Genomic DNA, 18297 nt, shown 5'->3' with positions numbered 1-18297 from the left:
AGAGGTCCCCATGCCGATCAATACCCCGCTCCTCGACTTTTATCGCACCATGCGCCGCATCCGCAGCTTCGAGGAGCACGTCGCCGATCTCTACGTCCGCGGCGGCACCGCCGGGTCGATGCTGCATCTGTCGATCGGCGAGGAGGCCGCCGCTGCCGGGGTCTCGGCGGCGATGAAGCCGGAAGACCGCTTCACCACCCACCATCGTGGTCACGGCATCTTCCTCGCCCGCGGCGCCGCGCCCGACCGGATGATGGCCGAGATCGCCGGCAAGGAGGTCGGCTACTGCCGCGGCAAAGGCGGCTCGATGCACATCGCCGACATGGCGCTCGGCCATCTCGGCGCCAACGCCATCGTCGGCGGCGGCATTCCCCACGTGGTCGGCGCCGGGCTGTCGGCCAAGCGCCTCGGTACCGGCGCGGTGGCGGTGGCCTTCTTCGGCGACGGCGCGATGCAGCAGGGCCTGCTCTACGAGAGCATGAACATGGCGGCGCTGTGGGAGCTGCCGGTGGTGTTCGTCTGCGTCAACAATCAATACGGCATGGCCACCCGCATCGACCACGCCACCAAGGTCACCGCCTTCGACCAGCGGGCGCGCGCCTTCGGCCTCGCCGCGGCGATGGTCGACGGCGAGGACGTCGAGGCGGTCCATGCCGCGGCGAGCGAGATCGTCGACGGCGCGCGGGCCGGGCAGCCGGGGTACCTTGCGGTGACTTGTTACCGCTTCTTCGGCCACGGCCGGATGGACAAGAGCCCCTATCGCTCGCCGGAGGAGGAGGCGGCGGGGCGCAAGCGCGACCCGATCGCCTTCGCCCGCGCTCGGCTGATCGAGCGCGGCCTCAGCGAGGCCGCCGCTCTCGACGCCATCGACACGGCGGCACGCGCCGAAATGGCGGCGACCGTCGACTTCGCCACCGCCGCGACCGCGCCGGCGCTCGCCTCGATGTTCCGCGACGTCTTCGCCGTCGGCGAACCCGAACCCGAATCCGTCCGCACCCGCATCGCGCGCGTGCTGGCCCGTAGTTGAGGAAGCGACGATGGTCGAGATCACTTATCGCGACGCCCTGCGCGACGCTCTGCGCGACGCCATGGCGGCCGACGACCGGGTCGTGGTGATCGGCGAGGAGGTCGGCGCCTATGGCGGGGCCTATGGCGTCACCAAGGGACTGATCGAGGAATTCGGACCCGAGCGGCTGATCGACACGCCGATCTCCGAGCCCGGCATCGTCGGCACCGCGGTCGGCGCGGCGATGACCGGGCTCCGGCCGGTCGCCGAGCTGATGTACGTCGACTTCCTCGGGCTGGTGATGGACCAGCTCGCCAATCAGGCGGCCAAGATCCGCTACATGTTCGGCGGCCAGATCGGCGTGCCGATGGTGCTGCGCACCCAGGGCGGCACTGGCCGCTCGGCGGGCGCCCAGCATTCCCAGAGTCTCGAGGCCTGGGTGATGCACACGCCGGGGCTGCGGCTGGCCATGCCGGCCACCGCGGAAGACGCCTATCACCTGCTGCGCCAGGCCCTGACGTTGTCCGACCCGGTGGTGTTCATCGAGCACAAGGCGCTCTACGCGCGCAAGGAAACCGCCGATCTGACCCGGGCTCCGGCGCCGTGGGGCAAGGCGATCGTGCGGCGTCCCGGCCGCGACGCGACGATCGTCACCTATTCGCGGATGGTCCATGTGGCGCTCGAGGCGGCAAACCGTCTCGCCGCCCTCGGCCACGACGTCGAGGTGATCGACTTGCGCACCCTGGCGCCGCTCGACATCGAGACGGTGATCGCTTCGGTCAATCGCACCGGCCGGGCGGTGGCCCTGTCGGAAGGGCCGTTGACCGCCGGGGTGGCGGCGGAACTGGCGGCGCGGATCTCGGAGGAGTGTTTCGACTACCTCGAAGATCCGGTGATCCGCATCGCCGGCGAGGACATTCCGATTCCAGTTTCGCCCGAGCTCGAAGCCGGGTCGGTGCCGTCGGTGGAACTGGTGGTCGAGACCCTGACGCGGATGTTGAGCCGATGAGCGAGATCCTGAGCCTGCCGCGCCTCGGCGAGACCATGGAGACCGGGCGCGTGGTCGCCTGGCTGAAGAAGCCGGGCGAGAGCTTCCGCCGCGGCGAAGTGATCGCCGAGATCGAGACCGACAAGACCACGGTCGAACTGCCGGCCTTCGAGGACGGGCGGCTCACCGAGATTTTGGTCGCCGAGGGCGACGACGCCGAGGTCGGCGCGCCGATCGGCCGCTGGGAACGCGCCGGTGGGGCCGCGACCGCGGTGCCGGCCGAAACCCCGGCCTCGGTCGAAGTGCCGGCGGTGGTGCCGACCGCCCCGTCCATGCCGGCCGCGGTGCCGGCGGTCGATCGACCCGAACCGCTCGCCGCCGAAGCCGCCCCGCGGCCGCGGGCGACGCCGCCGGCCCGCCGCCTCGCCCGCGAGGCCGGGCTCGGGCTCGACGCGATCGTCGGCAGCGGGCGGCGCGGCCGCATCGAACGCAGCGACGTGGCGGCGGCGATCGGGGGAACGCCGCTGCCCGCCGCCCCGGACGTCGCCTTCGTCGAGACCGCGGTCGGGCGCCTCGCCTGGCGCGGGGTCGGGCCGGTCGATGCGGCACGCCGGGTGGTGCTGGTGCACGGCTATGCCGGCGACGGTTCGGTCTGGGCCGGGCTCACCGCCGGGTTGGCGCGGCGTGGGGTGCGGGTGATCGCCGTCGATCTGCCGGGCCATGGCGCGACGCCGGTGGCGGCCGAAAATCTCGACGATCTGGTCGCGGCGCTCGGCGCCTTCGCGGCCGCCCTCGGCCTCGACGAGGCCGAGTTCGTCGGCCATTCGCTGGGCGGCGCGGTGGTGGCCCGCGCGGCGGCGGCGAAACTGATCCGGCCACGCTCGCTGACGCTGATCGCGCCGGCCGGGCTCGGCGGCGAGATCGACGCCGATTTCGTCGCGGGCGTGGCGCGGATCTCCTCGGGCGGCGGGCTGGCGCACTTGTTGCGGCGGGTGGCGCGGCGGCCGCCGGTGCTCTCAGCGATCGAGCTCGACCGGATGGCGGCGAGCCTCGGCGACGGGCGGCTCGATGCGCTCGCCGCCGCCTTCGTCGCCGACGGGCGCCAGCAGATCGACGTGATCGGCGATCTGGCGCGGATCGCCGTGCCGGTGCGGGTGATCTTCGGCCTCGACGACCGGATCATCCCGTGGACGCAGGTGACGGCGCTGCCGAGCCGGGTGGCGATCCATCTGATCGCCGATGCCGGCCATCTGCCGCAGTGGGACGCGCCTGCGGCGGTCGACGCGTTGCTCGGCTGACTCCGAGCGGGGCGAGTTCGGCGCCGGACAGGCGCATCGGATGGGCCGGCATCACGATCGGCATCGGCGCGTCCGGGTCAGGGGCGGGAATCGGCGAGGATGCGCTCGACCACCGCGGCGGTGCGGGCGGCGGAGCGGCCGGTGCTGGGACAGGTGCCGAGGCCGAGCAGTTCGTCGACGATGGTCTGAATCAGCGGTTGCTGGACATGGGCGGGGGAGGGGATCGCGAAGCGTTCGACCTCGCCGCGGCGCACCAGGGTGATCGGCGCGAAGGTGAAGGGGTGGAAGGTCAGGCTGCCGTCGCTGCCGATCACTTCGATGCCCTCGTCGGCGCGGTCGGCGGCAAACGCCCAGGTGCCCGAGCCGAGCGTGCCGTCGGCGAAGCGCCAGCAGGCGGCGACGGTGTCGGCGGCCGGCGAGAGACCGCGGCGGTTCGCCGCGAAGCCGTGGACGGCGTCGATCGGCCCGAACAGGAAGTCGAGGGCGTCGATCGCGTGGCAGGCGGTCTCGAAGAACAGGCCACCGCGGCCGAAGGCCGGATCGAGCCGCCACGGCAGGCGGCCGTCGGCGATCTCGGCTGCCGCCGGCGGCCGGGCGAACTGGGTCACCCGCACCGCGAGGACCCGGCCGATCGCCGCTTCCGCGAGAAGGTGGCGGACCTGAAGCAGATAGGGCATGGCGCGGCGATAATAGGCGACGAACAGCGGCACGCCGGCCGCCTCGCAGGTCGCGATCATGGCGAGTCCTTCGGCGTGATCGAGCGCCATCGGCTTTTCGACATAGACCGCCTTGCCGGCGGCGGCGGCGCGGCGGACGTAGTCGGCGTGGCTGTCGGGGCGGGTCGCGACATAGACCGCGTCGATGTCGGGGGCGCCGAGGATCGCCTCGGCGTCGTCGCTCCAGCGCGGCACACCGTGGCGGCGGGCGTAGTCCTCGGCGCGGGCGCCGTCGCGGCGCATCACCGCCACCAGCCGCGAGTGCGCCGCCTTCTGGAAGCCGGGGCCGCTCTTGACCTCGGTCACGTCGCCGCAACCGATGATGCCCCACCGAATTTCGCGCATGGATCGCTTCCTCTGTTCACGCCGCGGCGTGCGGCGCCACGGCGCGCCGCTCGGCGGCCGAGCGCAGCAACGCCTCGATCAGACGATGGACGGCGAGCGCCGAGCGTCCGCTGGTCTCGGGGTCGCGGCCGTCCGCGATCGCCGTGGCGAAGTCGGCGATCAGCGCGCGATGGGGGCCGTGGTCGAAGGCCATCGGGTCGGCGCCGCCGCCGGTCGCGCCGCTACCGTCGTGGATCTCGTCGCGGCCGTCGCTCCAGTGCAGGCGCAGGGCGTCGCCTTCGAGGGTGGCGGTGCCGCGGGTGCCGGTGATCTCGATGCGCTCGGGAAAGCCCGGGTCGGCGGCGGTGGTCGCGCCGAGGGTGCCGATCGCGCCGTTTCCGAAGCGCAGCGCCGCGGCGACCACGTTCTCGGTGTCGACGGCGCGGTTCGGGCTGGTCGCCGTGTAGGCGAACACCTCGGCCGGCAGCCCGACCAGGGTACAGAACACGTCGAGGGTATGGATCGCCTGGCTGAGCAGCACGCCGCCGCCGTCGCGCGCCCGGCTGCCGCGACCGTCGACGTAGTAGCTCGCCGGCCGCCACCAACGGACCTCGACGGAGGCCGCGATGAGATCGCCGAGCGCGCCTTCGGCCATCACCGCGCGCAGGCGCTGGACCACCGGGCGGAAGCGATGCTGGAACACCACGCCGAGGCGACGATCGGCGGCCTCCATCCGGGCGACCAGCGCAGAGGCGCGCGGCAGGGTCACCTCCAGCGGCTTTTCCAGCAACACGTGTTTGCCGACGCTGGCGCAGCGCGCGACCAGATCGAGATGGCTCGGCGGCGGCGTCAGGATCAGCATCGCCGCGACACTCGGATCGGCGATCAGCGCGTCGAGGTCGTCGGTGACGGGGAAGCCGGTGGTCGCGGCGAAGGTGGTGCGGCGGGCGGGCGAGGGTGCGTAGCCGCCGACCACGGTGATGCGATCGGCGAGATCGGCGAGCGCCGCGGCGTGCGGCTTGACCGCCATGCCGAGCCCGACGATGCCGAGACGGAGAGGGGCGGGCGACATGGCGGACTCCGGCGAGGCGAGGGCATCGGGCGGCGGGGCCTCTCGGAGGGGCCGAGCGGCGGCCGGGCAGCTTCGCCTCTCCGGGCGACTTCGTCCAGTCGACGACGCGCTTTTCCGCGGCCGACGGGGAAGATCGCGGTCGTCCCGGATTGCTCGAAGCGCCCGCGCGTGCTTTTTAGCCGCGGAGCCGATCCGGCTCGCAGGGGCGCACGGGGGTGCCGCCCGATCGGCAGGGGCTGAAGCGGATGACGATGGGGCACGACGGGCCGGCACCGGTGCGGCGAGCGGCCGGGTTCTCGGTCCATCTGTTCACCGCTTCGGGCGGCGCGGTGGCGCTGCTCGCCCTCTATGCGGCGATCGAACGGGATTTCGCGACCTGTTTCGCCTGGCTCGGCCTCGCCCTGTTCATCGACGGCATCGACGGGACGCTGGCGCGCGCCGCCAAGGTCACCGAGACGGCGCCGCGCATCGACGGGGTGGTGCTCGATCTGGTGGTCGACTTTTTGACCTATGTTCTGGTGCCGGTGATCGCCCTGTGGCGCTCCGATCTGATGCCGACGCCGGTGGCCTTCTGGCTCGGGCTGATCGTCACCCTGGCCTCGGCGCTCTATTTCGCCGACACCCGGATGAAGACCGCCGACCACTGGTTCCGCGGTTTCCCGGCGATCTGGAACGTCGCGGTGCTCTATCTCTTCGTGCTGCGGTTGCCCTGGCCGATCGCCGCCGGGCTGTTGGTGATCGGCACCGCGGCGATGTTCGCGCCGGTGGTGTTCGTTCATCCTTTGCGGGTCGAACGCGTGCGGGTGGCGACGGTGCTGGTCTCGGTCGCCTTCTTCGGCCTGTCGGCGGCGGCGATCCTCCAGGACCTCGCGGTCGGGTGGATGATCAAGGCCGGTTTCGTGGCGGTGGCGATCTATTTCCTGGCGCTGCCGCTGGTGGTGCGCGCCTCGCCCTGGGCGGAGGACTGAGCCCTCCGCCCGCGCGGGGCTTCAGCGGAATCCGGCGACGGCGTGGGGAAGGTAGGGCGCCTCCAGCGTGGCGATTTCTTCCGGCGTGAGGGCCAGCGACAGGGCGGCGACGGCGTCGTCGAGATGCTGCGGCTTCGAGGCGCCGACGATCGGCGCGGTGACCGGGCGCTTGGTGGCGACCCAGGCCAGCGCGACCTGGGCGCGCGGCACGCCGCGGGCGGCGGCGACCGCGGCGACCGCCTCGATCACCCGGCGATCGGATTCGACGGTGGCGTCATAGAGCGTATGGCCGAAGACGTCGGAGTTCTGGCGCTCGCTGGTCTCGGTCCAATCGCGGGTCAGGCGGCCGCGGGCGAGCGGGCTCCACGGCAGCACGGCGATGCGCTGATCGGCGCAGAGCGGCAGCATCTCGCGCTCCTCCTCGCGATAGAGCAGGTTGAGATGGTTCTGCATCGACACGAAGCGGCTCCAGCCCTCGGTGCGCTGGATGCCGAGCGCCTTGGCGAACTGCCAAGCGTACATCGACGAGGCGCCGAGGTAGCGCACCTTGCCGGACTTGACCACGTCGTTGAGCGCCTCCAGCGTCTCCTCGATCGGGGTGCCGTAGTCCCAGCGGTGGATCTGCCACAGGTCGATCCAGTCGGTGCCGAGGCGGCGCAGCGACGCGTCGATTTCGGCGAAGATGGCGCGGCGCGACAGGCCGGCGCCGTTGGGGCCGGGGCGCATGCGGGTGAACACCTTGGTGGCGATCACCACCTCGTCGCGGCGGGCGAAATCGCGCACCGCGCGGCCGACGATCTCTTCCGAGGTGCCGTCCGAATAGGCGTTGGCGGTGTCGAGGAAGGTGATGCCGAGCTCGAGCGCCCGGCGGATCAGCGGCCGGCTCGCCTCCTCGGGCAGCGTCCAGGGATGAGCGCCGCGCTCGGGCACGCCGTAGGTCATGCAGCCGAGGCACAGGCGCGAGACTTCGAGACCGGTCGAGCCGAGTTTGACGTAGTCCATGGGATCCTCCGAGAGGCGGGGCCGCATCGGGCCGCGAGGGGCGATGCGCGCGAGGGGTGCGGCATGGTGGGACGGCGCGCGCGCCGAGGCAAGCCCCGCGGAAGCGCACGCGCGGCGCGCGCGACGGCGGTCTTGACCCGCCCGACCCCTCCCCCTATGGTCCGCGCGCCTTCGGGGGCCGGTAGCTCAGTGGTAGAGCACGTGACTTTTAATCATGTGGTCGCGGGTTCGATCCCCGCCCGGCTCACCAAGAATGCGAATCGATCACTCCTGTTCCGGCACGAGACGACCCCGCGGCGATATCGCGTGGGACCCCGTCTCGGCACGACGTCGCGCCGCCGACGGCGGGCGAGCGACAGCCGGCCGCCGCCGTCCTCGGTTCGATTTGTGATGGATTTCATTACAGAAAATTCAGTCGTGTGGCCTAGGTTTCGAACTGAGGCGCCGTCGCATCGCTAGATACGCAATTCTGCTTGCGCGGCATGCGGCCGCATTCGGAACACGGGTCGGGTCATCGTGGGTGCGTTTCTCCATATTCCGACTCTGTTGATCACCATATCGGTGGCCTGCCTGTGTATCTGCATCAGTCTCGTGCTGATCTGGCGGGTTGCGCGCAGCGATGTCTTCATTCTCTACTGGAGCCTCGGCTATTTCTTCGCCACCGCGACGATGTTGATCGTGTCGCTGCGCCGTCTGCTCCCCGCACTCGTCGCGATCCCGGCGCCCGGGGCCCTGCTCCTCGCCAGCTTCGGCGCGCTGTGGCTCGGGTATCGGCGATTCGCCGGTCGCACCGGCCGGTTCGATCGCCTCGCGGCCGGTGCCGGTGCGCTGATCTGGCTCGCCGTCTCGCTGACCGGCGAGGCCTTCGCCGACATGACCCTGCGCGCGCTGGTCAATGCGGCGATCGAGCTGGTCTATCTCCTGGCGATCGTCTGGGGGCTGCTCGGCCTCCATCGCAAGACCCCGTCGACGGCGGTCGGGCTGACCATCGGTCTGGTCGTCGTCCACGCCGGAAAGCTGGTGCTCGAGATTGCGTCGAGCCTCGTCACCACCCTCGGCCCCGCGGCGATCGTCACGCCGTCGTCGTTGTTCGGCGGTCTCGGCCTGATCGAATCCTCGATCTTCGCGGTGTTCCTCGGGCTGCTGCAGCTGGTGCTGATCGGACAGCGCTCGCAGCAGCGCTTCCGCATCGCCGCCGAGACCGATCAACTGACCGGGCTCGCCAATCGTCGCCACTTCCTCGACCGCAGTCTGCCGCTCCTCGCCGAGGCCAGTGGCCTCGGCGCCCTGATCCTGTTCGACATCGACCATTTCAAGCGGGTCAACGACACCCATGGACATCCGATCGGCGACCGCGCGCTCGCCGAATTCGCCGCCACGCTGGCGGCGGCGGCGCCGGCCGGCAGCATCGCCGCACGCGTCGGCGGTGAGGAATTCGCGCTGTTCCTGCCCGATGCCGCGCTGATCGAGGCCGCCGATCTCGCCGAACGGATCCGCGGTGCGATCGCCGATCTGCGGATCGCCACCCCGGTCGGCGAATTGCGCATGACGGTCAGTTGCGGGGTCGCCGGCGTCGGCGAAGCCGGTCGCGACTACGACGGCCTGCATTGTGCCGCCGACGGTGCGCTCTACGCCGCCAAGAGCGGCGGTCGCGACCGGGTGGTGGTTCATCGGGGGCGTCGTGCTGCCCCGGCCAAGCCGGACGCCGCCGCCCCGCCGACTCCGGCGCTGGTCTCCGGGTTCTGACGGCACAGGGGGTGGGCGCGCGGTGGCGTGCCACCCGCGGGTCTCACCCGGAGCGGCGACGTGCGTCGTCGATCTCAGAAGAATTCGATGCCGTCGTCGTCGGCGATCGGCGCGGCGAGAGGGCCGGCGCGGGTCTCGACGAGCGGCGTGCCGAGCAGGGCGGCGCTCAGGCGCTTCTTGACCTCGCTCAGGGTGCAGCCGGCGAGGATCCGGTCGGCGAGGGCGCGATCGAGGGTCGCCGCGTCGCGGTCGAGGTCGGTGCCCTCGACGGTGTCCGCGGACAGGCCGGACTGGGCGTCGGCGAGCGTCCGCAGCACGCCGGCGACGTTCTCGAGCTGCTGCTTGGCGAGATCCTGGAACTGCATGCCGACCACCGCGGCGGAGACGTCGCCGGTGATCTTCTCCGTGGTCGCCGCGGTTTCGCGCAGTACGTCGGCGAAGCGACTGTTCTGGTCGATCAGGCTGCGCATCACCGTGCGCACGCGGACGTCGGCGGCGTGGTTCTCGGCCGACATGTCGACCGCGGCGATCTCTTCCAACAACCCGTGGCTCTTGCGCAGGCCGCCGGCGATCGAGCCGATCTGGCCGCGGATCACCGAGGACAGCGTATTGACCGCCTTGGCCAGATCGCGGACCTCGTCGGCGACGACGGCGAAGCCGAGCCCGGCGGTTCCGGCGCGGGCCGCCTCGATCTTGGCGTTGAGCGCCAGAAGGTTGGTCTGGCGGTTGATCTTGTCGATCTCGGCGACGCTGGTCTCGACCGACTTCAGTTCATCGAGGACACCGTCGAGCGCGCCGACCAGGGCGCCGCCGCGCGACGACAGGCCGGAGACCTTGTCGATCAGGCCGTGGAGCGTCGCGCCGAGCCCGGCGGCGACGTCGGCGAGCGGGATCTCGGCGCCGTCGATGCGGACCGTGCGGATCGAGGTGACCATGTCGTGGACGGTGGTCGCCTGCTGGCGGGTGGTCGCGGCGATCTGCTGGAAGCGGACCGACAGGTCCTGAACATTGCTCTCGGTGTGATCCGAGGTCAGGCCGACCTCGTCGATCAGCGCCCGCAGGGCCCGCTGCTGAGTCAGCGACAACCCGAGCCAGCGCTCCAGGAAGGCGGTGCCATCGGGGGGCGGGTTCCAGTCCGGCGCGGCGCGGATCGGATCGGCGGGACGTGTGCTCGGCGTGACCATGACTTCCAATTCTCGCATCACGAACGATGAAGCCCGCCGCCGTCGTGGCCTGCGCTTCGATGGCGAGCGCCGCCGGGGCCTCGTCCGCCCACGGCGTAGGTCTGCCGATCCACCGGGAGGATGCGGCCGCAGGGGTAAATGTCGCGTCAATACCCGGGCGTATGGCCATGCGGTGTCATGCGTAAGAGTACCCCCTCGGGCCGCCTGCGACGATTGATCGGCATCGCGCGAATACCTCGCTTAAACAGTGAGCCCCGAATCAAACTGATATTTAACTTTTTCAGGTTGTATCTCAGTAACAAGGCCGGTCGCCTTTGAAGCAAAACCCGGCATATGTAGAAATACGAGAGTCAGAAATGACAATTGTCTGAAACCGATCCGCGGGCCGAAACGAGGAAAAGACATGTCGGAATCCAAAGAGAGACACCGGATATCTTTGGCCGGAAATCTGACGATTCGGAATTCGGCAGAAATTCACGCGACCATTTCAGAATTTCTTGAGTCGAATCAAACGGTCGATCTCGATTGTACCGACGCGACCGAGGTCGATTTCAGCTTTCTTCAGCTGCTCCTGGCGGCTCGCAAGACCGCTTCTCTGACGGGCCGCAGCCTGTCGATCACCCACACTCGCCATGGTGTCCTGCACGATGCGGCAACGCGCGCCGGCCTGGTCGGCACGGCCGCCGTCGCGTCCGATGCCGATCGCGCCTTCTGGGCCACCCTCGACAAGGAGACGGACGATGCCCAAGACCATCCTCACCGTGGATGACTCCGCGAGCATGCGGCAGATGATCAAGATGACGCTGTCGGGTGCCGGCTACGCCGTGCTCGAGGCCGCCGACGGCGCCCAGGGGCTGGCCGCGGCGCGCGGCGCCAAGGTCGACATGGTCCTGACCGATCTGAACATGCCGGTCATGGACGGCGTCACCCTGGTGCGGGCGCTGCGCAAATTGCCGGCCCTGACCGGCGTGCCGATCGTCCTGGTCACCACCGAATCCGACGGTGACAAGAAGGCCGAGGCCAAGGCGGCCGGTGCGACCGGCTGGATCACCAAGCCGTTCCAACCCGCGCAATTGTTGTCTCTCGCCAAGAAGGTGTTGGGCCAGTGAACATTTCCGACCCCAAAGAGATCTTTCGCCAGGAGGCGCAGGATCTGCTGGCACTGCTCGAAACCACCCTGCTCGATCTCGAGCGGGCCCCCGGCGACGGCGCTCTGATCGACACCGCCTTCCGCGCCCTGCACACCATCAAGGGATCCGGATCGATGTTCGGATTCGAAGTGGTGGCCGGGTTCACCCACCACGTCGAGACCGCCTTCGACAAGGTCCGCCAAGGCACTCTGGCGCCCAACCGCGAGCTGATCGCGGTGGCGCTCCGGGCCCGCGACCATATGCGCATCCTGATCGAAGAGCCCGAAGCCGCCGATTCGGCGGCGGGCGACGCGGTGCTCGACGACCTGCGGCGGATCATCGCACCTGCCGGTGCTGGTGCCGCCACCGTGGCCACCACCGTGGTCGCGGCGGCGCCGAGCGGCGCGCCTGAGGTCGCGGCGACGTGGCGCATCCGTATGAAACTGCCGGCCGACGCCATGGCCAACGGCACCAACCCGCTGTTGATTCTCGACGAATTGCGCAGCCTCGGTGCCGCCACGGTCACCGCCGTCACCGATGCCGTCCCCGGCCTCGCCGATATCGACCCCTCGGTCTGCCACGTCACCTGGGAGGTCGACCTCACCACGTCGGAGCCGCTGTCGACGATCGAAGACGTCTTCATGTTCATTCGCGACGAAATGACGCTGGAGATTTCGCCGCTCGAGGTCGCCGCGGCCACGCCGTCCGAGGGGGCGACCGTCCCGGCGCCGGGCCCCGCCGCGTCGGCGAAGATCGCCGCGCCGGCCCCGGCCACCGCTCCGTCGACCGCCACGCCCGATGCGCGCCGCGATGCCGCCGCCGCCCGCGCCAATTCCAGCGTCCGCGTTCCCGCCGAACGGCTCGACGAGCTGATGGAGCGGGTCGGCGAACTGGTGATCACCCAATCGCGCCTGCGCCAGATCTCGGTCGCGTCGAGCGATCCGTCGGTCAAGGCGGTCGCCGAAGAAATCGAACGGCTGGTGCTGGAACTGCGCGACACGACGATGGGCATCCGCATGGTGCCGATCGGTTCGCTGTTCGGGCGGTTCCGCCGCGTCGTCCACGACCTGTCCCGCGATCTCGGCAAGCAGGTCGAATTGATCATGCAGGGCGAGGAGACCGAACTCGACAAGACGGTCATCGAGCAGCTCAACGACCCGCTGGTCCACATGATCCGCAACGCCATCGACCACGGTCTGGAAGATCCGCAGGAGCGTCTCGCCGCCGGCAAGAGCCACAGCGGACGGATGGTGCTGTCGGCCGAACATGCCGGGACCGAAGTGCTGATCCGTCTCTCCGACGACGGCCGCGGACTCGATCGCGATCGGATCCGCGAACGGGCGGTCCAGCGCGGCCTCATCGCCGCCGATGCGGTGCTGAGCGACGCCGAGTTGTTCCAGGTGTTGTTCCTCCCCGGCTTCTCGACGGCCGCGACGGTGACCAGCATGTCGGGCCGCGGCGTCGGCATGGACGTGGTCAAGCGCACCATCGAGGGCCTGCGCGGCAGCATCGATCTGGCGAGCACCGCCGGACAGGGGACTCGGGTGACGCTGCGTCTGCCGCTGACCCTGGCGATCATCGACGGGCTCCTGGTCCGGGTCGGCAACGGCCGCTACGTCGTGCCGCTCAACGCGGTCGAGGAATGCGTCGAGTTGTCGAGCGAAGAGGACGCGCGGTCGCGGGGCCTGAGCTTCCTCAACATCCGCGGCGATCTGGTGCCGTTCCTGCGGCTGCGCGAGCTGTTCGCGGCCAAGGTCCCGGCCGACCGCTATCAGAAGGTGGTGGTGGTGTCGTCGGGCGACCTCAAGGTCGGCCTGGTCGTCGACCAGGTGATCGGCGACCACCAGACGGTGATCAAGTCGCTGTCGAAGCTGCACGCCGACATCCAGATGTTCTCGGGCGCCACGATCCTCGGCGACGGGGCCGTCGCCCTCATTCTCGACGTCGCGCAACTGGTCGGCTTCGGCCAGGCCCAGGAAGAGCGCCTGAAGGCGGTGGGGTGAGCGGGCCGACGGCGGCCGCGATCTCCCGCGACCGACACGATGGATCGACGGTCCGTGCCACGGCGCGGACGGGCTCCGGTGGAGCGAACAGGCCCTGGGGGCAACGATGAACGAAACGACCGATCGCAGCGCATTGGAAGTCCTCACCTTGAGCCTGGACGACAACGTCTTCGCTCTGGAGGCCAAATACGTCCGAGAGATTCTCGATCTCGTGCCGATCACCGAAGTGCCGACGAGCAATCCCTTCGTCGGCGGGCTGATCAACGTCCGCGGCAAGGTCGTGCCGCTCGCCGACCTGCGCCACAAGTTCGGCATGACCAAGCGGCCGGACTCCCTCGACACCCGGATCGTCGTCCTCGAGATCGATCTCGACGGCGATCAGACGACGGTCGGCCTGCTCGCCGACAAGGTCTACGAGGTCACCGAGATGGCCGCCTCCTCGCTCGAAGAAACGCCGCGGATCGGCATGATGTGGCGCCATGAATTCATCCACTGCATCGCCAAACGCGACGACGCCTTCGTCGTCGTGCTCGACCTCGCGGCGGTGTTCTCGTCGATCGGACGGGACCGGCCGGAGTTCGCGAACGACGTCGCCGCCGGGCGGAGTACCGCTCGTCAATCCGATACGAGCCTGAGGGACTGAGACCATGCGCGTGACCATCAAACAGAAACTCGCCGCCACCTTCGCGATCGTCATTCTGCTCGCCGGTGCGATGGCTTGGCTCGGCATCTCCAGCCTCGGCTCCCTCAATACCGCCATGGGTGACTTGTTGAGCGGCCCGGTCGAACGTTCGACGCTGGCGTCTTCGTTGCAAAACGACATGCTGACGATCCTGCGGGCCGAAAAGAACATGTTGCTGTCCGACACCGCGACGGACGTCGCCAAATATGCGGCGCAGGAACTGGAGAGCCGCAACAAGTTCGTCGATCGTCTCGACAAGCTGAATGCGATCGCCTCTCCCGAGGGCAAGAAGAAGATCGCGATCATGCAGGGTCCCTGGCAGAAGTGGGTCGCGGTGCAGGATCGTGCTCGGGAGCTCATGAAGACCGGCCAGTTGGCCGAAGCCAAGGATCTCGCCATCGGTCAGGCGCGGATCTTTACCGCCGAGATCGACAAGGAACTCGTCGAAATCATCGATTTGAACAATCAGGTCGTGCAGCAGACGCGGGAAAAGACGTCGTCCGACTTCGCATCGATGCGCCAGCTGTTGGTGATCGCCTGCGGGCTGGTGCTGGTGGTCGGTATCGGCGCCGGGGTGTGGATCTCCTACACGATCAGCCGCGGTCTCTCGAGCGCCGTGACGCTCGCCAATGCCGTCGCCGGCGGCGACCTCAATCAGACGATCACGGTGAGCAGTCGCGACGAGATCCGCGATCTCGTCGACGCGCTCAATGTCATGACCGGGAAGCTTCGGACGATCGTCGGGGAGACTCTCGCGGCGGCGGAGAACGTGTCGGCGGGCAGCCAGGAGCTGTCGGCCGGGGCCGAGGAACTGTCGGCCGGTGCCACCGAGCAGGCGAGCGCCGCGGAAGAGGCCTCGTCGTCGATGGAAGAGATGGCCGCCAACATCAAGCAGACCGCCGACAACGCCACTCAGACCGAGAAGATCGCCCGCCAGTCGTCGGCCGATGCCCAGGCCTCGGGGACCGCGGTCAATCGCGCGGTCCAGGCGATGCAGACGATCGCCGAGAAGATCGGTTTCGTCCAGGAGATCGCCCGTCAGACCGACCTTCTGGCGCTCAACGCCGCGGTCGAAGCGGCGCGGGCCGGCGAACACGGCCGCGGTTTCGCGGTGGTCGCCTCGGAAGTGCGCAAGCTCGCCGAACGCAGCCAGACGGCGGCGGCGGAGATCAGCACGCTGTCGACCCAGACCGTCACGGTCGCCCGCGAAGCCGGCGAGATGCTGGCCAAGCTGGTGCCCGACATCAAGAAGACCGCCGAATTGGTCGAAGAGATCAGCGCCGCCTGCCGCGAGCAGGACATCGGCGCCGATCAGGTCAATCAGGCGATCCAGCAGCTCGACAAGGTGATCCAGCAGAACGCCGGCGCCTCCGAGCAGATGTCGGCGACCTCGGAAGAGCTCGCCGCCCAGGCCGAGCAGTTGCAGTCGTCGATCGCCTACTTCCGCATCGACGGCACCGACGCCGCCCCGGCGCGTGCGCCGGTGCGGGCCGCGGCTCCGGCTCCGGTGCGGGCGCCGGTGCGCACCGCGGCGTCGGCCGGGCTCGCCACCAAGCTCGGCTTCACCTCGGCGGCGCCGGCGGCCAAGTCGTCGCGCCCGACCGTCGCGACCAAGCGGCCGGGCTCGGCGCGCATCGCCGGGGTCGCGCTCGACCTCGGTTCGGCCGGTGCCGACGCCCGTGACGCCGAATTCGAACGGTATTGAGCCATGAGCAAAGCCCCCACGACGCTGCGGACCTCCAGTGAGAGCCAATTCGTGTCGCTCGGCATCGGCGCGGAGGTCTTCGCCGTGCCGGTCGACACGGTGCTCGAGATCCTCGACATGCAGCCGGTGTTCCGGGTTCCCGAGACCCCGACCCATGTCCTCGGCCTGATCGATCTGCGCGGCCGCAGCGTGCCGGTGCTGGATCTCAGGACCAAACTCGGCCTGCCGGCGATTCCGGCGACCGAGACCACCCGCATCCTGGTGTTGGAGGTCGCCGTCGCCGGACGTCGCCTGGTACTCGGCCTGGTGGCCGACCGGGTGATCGAGGTGATGGCCCTCGACGCCGCCGACATCGAGCCGCCGCCGGACGTCGGCGTCGGTTGGCGCTCGGCCTATATCGCCGGCGTCGGCCATCGCGACGGGAAATTCGTCGTCATCTTCGACCTCGCCCAACTCTTCTCGACCGAGGACACCAACGCCCTCGGAGTCGTCTCCCCCTCGCCCGAAGTTCGGGCCGTCGCCTGAGCGTCCTCTCAAGAAGGTGTGTTCCCATGCGTCTGACCATCAAACTCAAGTTGGGGCTCACCTTCGTGTTGCTCATATTGCTGGCCGCCGGAATGGCGGTCCTGGGCATCCAGAGTCTCGGCATTCAGAATCATCTCTCCGATACGATGATGGAGGGACCGGTCAAACGCGTCGAGCAGACGACCGCCCTGCAAGATGCGCTGCTGCGCACCCATCGGGCCGAGAAGAACCTGATCCTGTCGCGCAACGCCGACGAGATCCAGAGCAATGCGGCCGAGCTCACCAAGATCCGGGCCGACTTCCTCGCCCAGATCGAGAAATTCCGCTCGACCACCGGCCCCGAAGGCAAGGTGATCCTGACCGACGTCGACGAATGGCTGAAGGTCTGGCAAGGGGCACAGGCGCAGATCCTGGCGCTGGTCGCCAAGAACGATCCGGCAGCGCAGGACGAGGCCACCGGAATTTCAAAGACCAAGGCTGAAGAAGCCACCGTCGTCATCACCAAGGATTTCGACAAGCTCATCGCCATCAACCATGGTCGCATGACCACGGCGCAGGCGCAGATGGACGAGACCTTCGAGGGCGCTCAGCGCCTGCTGATCCTGTCGGCGATCGGATCGGTGCTGATCGCCATCGGTGCCGGCCTGTGGATCCTGTTGTCGATCAGCCGCGGCCTCAAGCGGGCCGGCGCGCTCGCCGATGCGGTTGCGCTCGGGGATCTCGGCCAGACCGTCGATCACGGCGCCAACGACGAAATCAAGGATCTCGTCGTCGCGATGAACCGGATGGTCGCGAACCTCAAGGCGACCTCGGACATTGCCGATGCGATCGCCGCCGGAGATCTGAGCGTCGAGCCGACGCCGCTGTCCGACAAGGACACGCTCGGCCATGCCTTGAGCCGCATGGTGGAAAAGCTGCGCAGCGTGGTCGGCGATGCCTTGGCCGCGGCGGAGAACGTGTCGGCGGGCAGTCAGGAGCTGTCGGCCGGGGCCGAGGAACTGTCGGCCGGCGCCACCGAACAGGCGAGCGCGGCGGAAGAGGCCTCGTCGTCGATGGAAGAGATGGCCGCCAACATCAAACAGACCGCCGACAACGCCACCCAGACCGAGAAGATCGCCCGCCAGTCGTCGGCCGATGCCCAGGCCTCGGGGACCGCGGTCAACCGCGCCGTCCAGGCGATGCAGACGATCGCCGAGAAGATCGGCTTCGTCCAGGAGATCGCCCGTCAGACCGACCTGTTGGCGCTCAACGCGGCGGTCGAAGCGGCGCGGGCCGGCGAACACGGCCGCGGTTTCGCGGTGGTCGCCTCGGAAGTGCGCAAGCTCGCCGAACGCAGCCAGACGGCCGCGGCGGAGATCAGCACGCTGTCGACCCAGACCGTCACGGTCGCCCGCGAGGCCGGCGAGATGCTGGCCAAGCTGGTGCCCGACATCAAGAAGACCGCCGAGTTGGTCGAAGAGATCAGCGCCGCCTGTCGCGAGCAGGACATCGGCGCCGATCAGGTCAATCAGGCGATCCAGCAGCTCGACAAGGTGATCCAGCAGAACGCCGGCGCCTCCGAGCAGATGTCGGCGACCTCGGAAGAACTCGCCGCCCAGGCCGAGCAGCTGCAGTCGTCGATCGCCTACTTCCGCATCGACGGCACAGAGGCCGCCCCGGTCCGCGCGCCGGTGCATGCCCCGGTCGCGGTCCGATCGACGGGTGCGCCGAAAGGCTCGTCCTATGCGACCGAGCGGGCGGCGATCGCCGTCAAGCTCGGCTTGGCCCCGGCGTCGGAGGGACGGACGCCGGGTTCGGCCGCGGTCTCCCGCCATCGTCCGGCGGCCCGGCGGGCCAACGGCATCGCCCTCGATCTCGGCGGCAACGACTCCCGCGACGCCGAATTCGAACGCTATTGAGCTCCGACGTCTCCGGCGCTGCGGCGCCGGGGACGCCGATCCCACCTGCC

General features: G+C 69.3%; 16 protein-coding genes and 1 tRNA gene. 13 read left to right on the top strand and 4 right to left on the bottom strand.

Features of this window, described 5'->3' with window-relative positions; all coding sequences use genetic code 11:
* The first annotated feature begins 10 nt into the window (after positions 1-10).
* The 3 genes from EYW49_RS10985 to EYW49_RS10975 are packed head-to-tail and all read left to right on the top strand — an operon-like array spanning position 11 to position 3292.
* Positions 11-1027, top strand: a complete 1017-nt coding sequence (locus EYW49_RS10985) for a thiamine pyrophosphate-dependent dehydrogenase E1 component subunit alpha (protein WP_228259575.1) — start codon at positions 11-13, stop codon at positions 1025-1027.
* Between the two features lie 10 nt (positions 1028-1037).
* Positions 1038-2015 (top strand): alpha-ketoacid dehydrogenase subunit beta, encoded by a 978-nt coding sequence (locus EYW49_RS10980; protein ID WP_131309537.1) that lies wholly within the window; start codon positions 1038-1040, stop codon positions 2013-2015.
* Positions 2012-3292 (top strand): acetoin dehydrogenase dihydrolipoyllysine-residue acetyltransferase subunit, encoded by a 1281-nt coding sequence (locus tag EYW49_RS10975; RefSeq protein WP_131309535.1) that lies wholly within the window; start codon positions 2012-2014, stop codon positions 3290-3292. The genes EYW49_RS10980 and EYW49_RS10975 overlap by 4 nt, the downstream gene beginning before the upstream one ends.
* 77 nt (positions 3293-3369) lie before the next feature.
* On the opposite strand, the gene EYW49_RS10970 is transcribed toward EYW49_RS10975, so the two are convergent.
* Complete coding sequence (locus EYW49_RS10970) at positions 3370-4353, bottom strand: Gfo/Idh/MocA family protein (protein WP_131309533.1); 984 nt, start codon at positions 4351-4353, stop codon at positions 3370-3372.
* Between the two features lie 16 nt (positions 4354-4369).
* Entirely contained in the window at positions 4370-5404 is a 1035-nt protein-coding gene (locus EYW49_RS10965) for a Gfo/Idh/MocA family protein (protein ID WP_131309531.1), read from the bottom strand.
* A 245-nt stretch (positions 5405-5649) separates the two neighbouring features.
* Between EYW49_RS10965 and EYW49_RS10960 the strand changes: the two genes are divergently transcribed.
* On the top strand, positions 5650-6372 hold the full coding sequence (locus EYW49_RS10960; protein WP_228259574.1) for a CDP-alcohol phosphatidyltransferase family protein: 723 nt from the start codon (positions 5650-5652) through the stop codon (positions 6370-6372).
* A gap of 21 nt (positions 6373-6393) precedes the next feature.
* Here the strand turns inward: EYW49_RS10960 and EYW49_RS10955 are convergent, their stop codons facing one another.
* On the bottom strand, positions 6394-7374 hold the full coding sequence (locus EYW49_RS10955; protein ID WP_131309529.1) for an aldo/keto reductase: 981 nt from the start codon (positions 7372-7374) through the stop codon (positions 6394-6396).
* A 175-nt stretch (positions 7375-7549) separates the two neighbouring features.
* On the opposite strand from EYW49_RS10955, the gene EYW49_RS10950 reads away from it, so the two are divergent.
* Together EYW49_RS10950 and EYW49_RS10945 are read left to right on the top strand one after the other, a co-directional pair.
* Positions 7550-7624, top strand: a tRNA-Lys gene (locus EYW49_RS10950).
* A gap of 266 nt (positions 7625-7890) precedes the next feature.
* Entirely contained in the window at positions 7891-9120 is a 1230-nt protein-coding gene (locus EYW49_RS10945; protein ID WP_131309527.1) for a GGDEF domain-containing protein, read from the top strand.
* Between the two features lie 74 nt (positions 9121-9194).
* Here EYW49_RS10945 and EYW49_RS10940 read toward each other — a convergent pair whose 3' ends face one another.
* Complete coding sequence (locus EYW49_RS10940) at positions 9195-10304, bottom strand: methyl-accepting chemotaxis protein (protein WP_228259573.1); 1110 nt, start codon at positions 10302-10304, stop codon at positions 9195-9197.
* 403 nt (positions 10305-10707) lie between these two features.
* Here EYW49_RS10940 and EYW49_RS10935 point away from each other — a divergent pair, with 403 nt between their 5' ends.
* The 7 genes from EYW49_RS10935 to EYW49_RS10905 all read left to right on the top strand — a co-directional run bounded on the left by EYW49_RS10935 (position 10708) and on the right by EYW49_RS10905 (position 18247).
* The gene (locus EYW49_RS10935) at positions 10708-11073 is read left to right on the top strand and encodes an STAS domain-containing protein (protein ID WP_131309523.1); all 366 of its coding nucleotides are present in this window, start codon (positions 10708-10710) and stop codon (positions 11071-11073) included.
* Entirely contained in the window at positions 11045-11413 is a 369-nt protein-coding gene (locus tag EYW49_RS10930; protein WP_131309521.1) for a response regulator, read from the top strand. Before EYW49_RS10935 ends, EYW49_RS10930 begins: the two co-directional genes overlap by 29 nt.
* Positions 11410-13437 (top strand): chemotaxis protein CheA, encoded by a 2028-nt coding sequence (locus tag EYW49_RS10925; protein ID WP_131309519.1) that lies wholly within the window; start codon positions 11410-11412, stop codon positions 13435-13437. Before EYW49_RS10930 ends, EYW49_RS10925 begins: the two co-directional genes overlap by 4 nt.
* 106 nt (positions 13438-13543) lie before the next feature.
* Positions 13544-14080 (top strand): chemotaxis protein CheW, encoded by a 537-nt coding sequence (locus EYW49_RS10920; RefSeq protein WP_131309517.1) that lies wholly within the window; start codon positions 13544-13546, stop codon positions 14078-14080.
* A gap of 4 nt (positions 14081-14084) precedes the next feature.
* Entirely contained in the window at positions 14085-15824 is a 1740-nt protein-coding gene (locus EYW49_RS10915; RefSeq protein WP_131309515.1) for a methyl-accepting chemotaxis protein, read from the top strand.
* Between the two features lie 3 nt (positions 15825-15827).
* Entirely contained in the window at positions 15828-16349 is a 522-nt protein-coding gene (locus tag EYW49_RS10910) for a chemotaxis protein CheW (RefSeq protein ID WP_131309513.1), read from the top strand.
* A gap of 26 nt (positions 16350-16375) precedes the next feature.
* Entirely contained in the window at positions 16376-18247 is a 1872-nt protein-coding gene (locus EYW49_RS10905; RefSeq protein WP_131309511.1) for a methyl-accepting chemotaxis protein, read from the top strand.
* Positions 18248-18297 lie beyond the last annotated feature (50 nt).

Origin of the sequence: Siculibacillus lacustris (genome assembly GCF_004328075.1) — a bacterium.
In the GTDB taxonomy this organism is placed as follows: Bacteria; Pseudomonadota; Alphaproteobacteria; order Rhizobiales; family Ancalomicrobiaceae; genus Siculibacillus; species Siculibacillus lacustris.
Note: the sequence above shows the minus strand (reverse complement) of the source record. Positions and strands in the feature narration are given on the sequence as shown.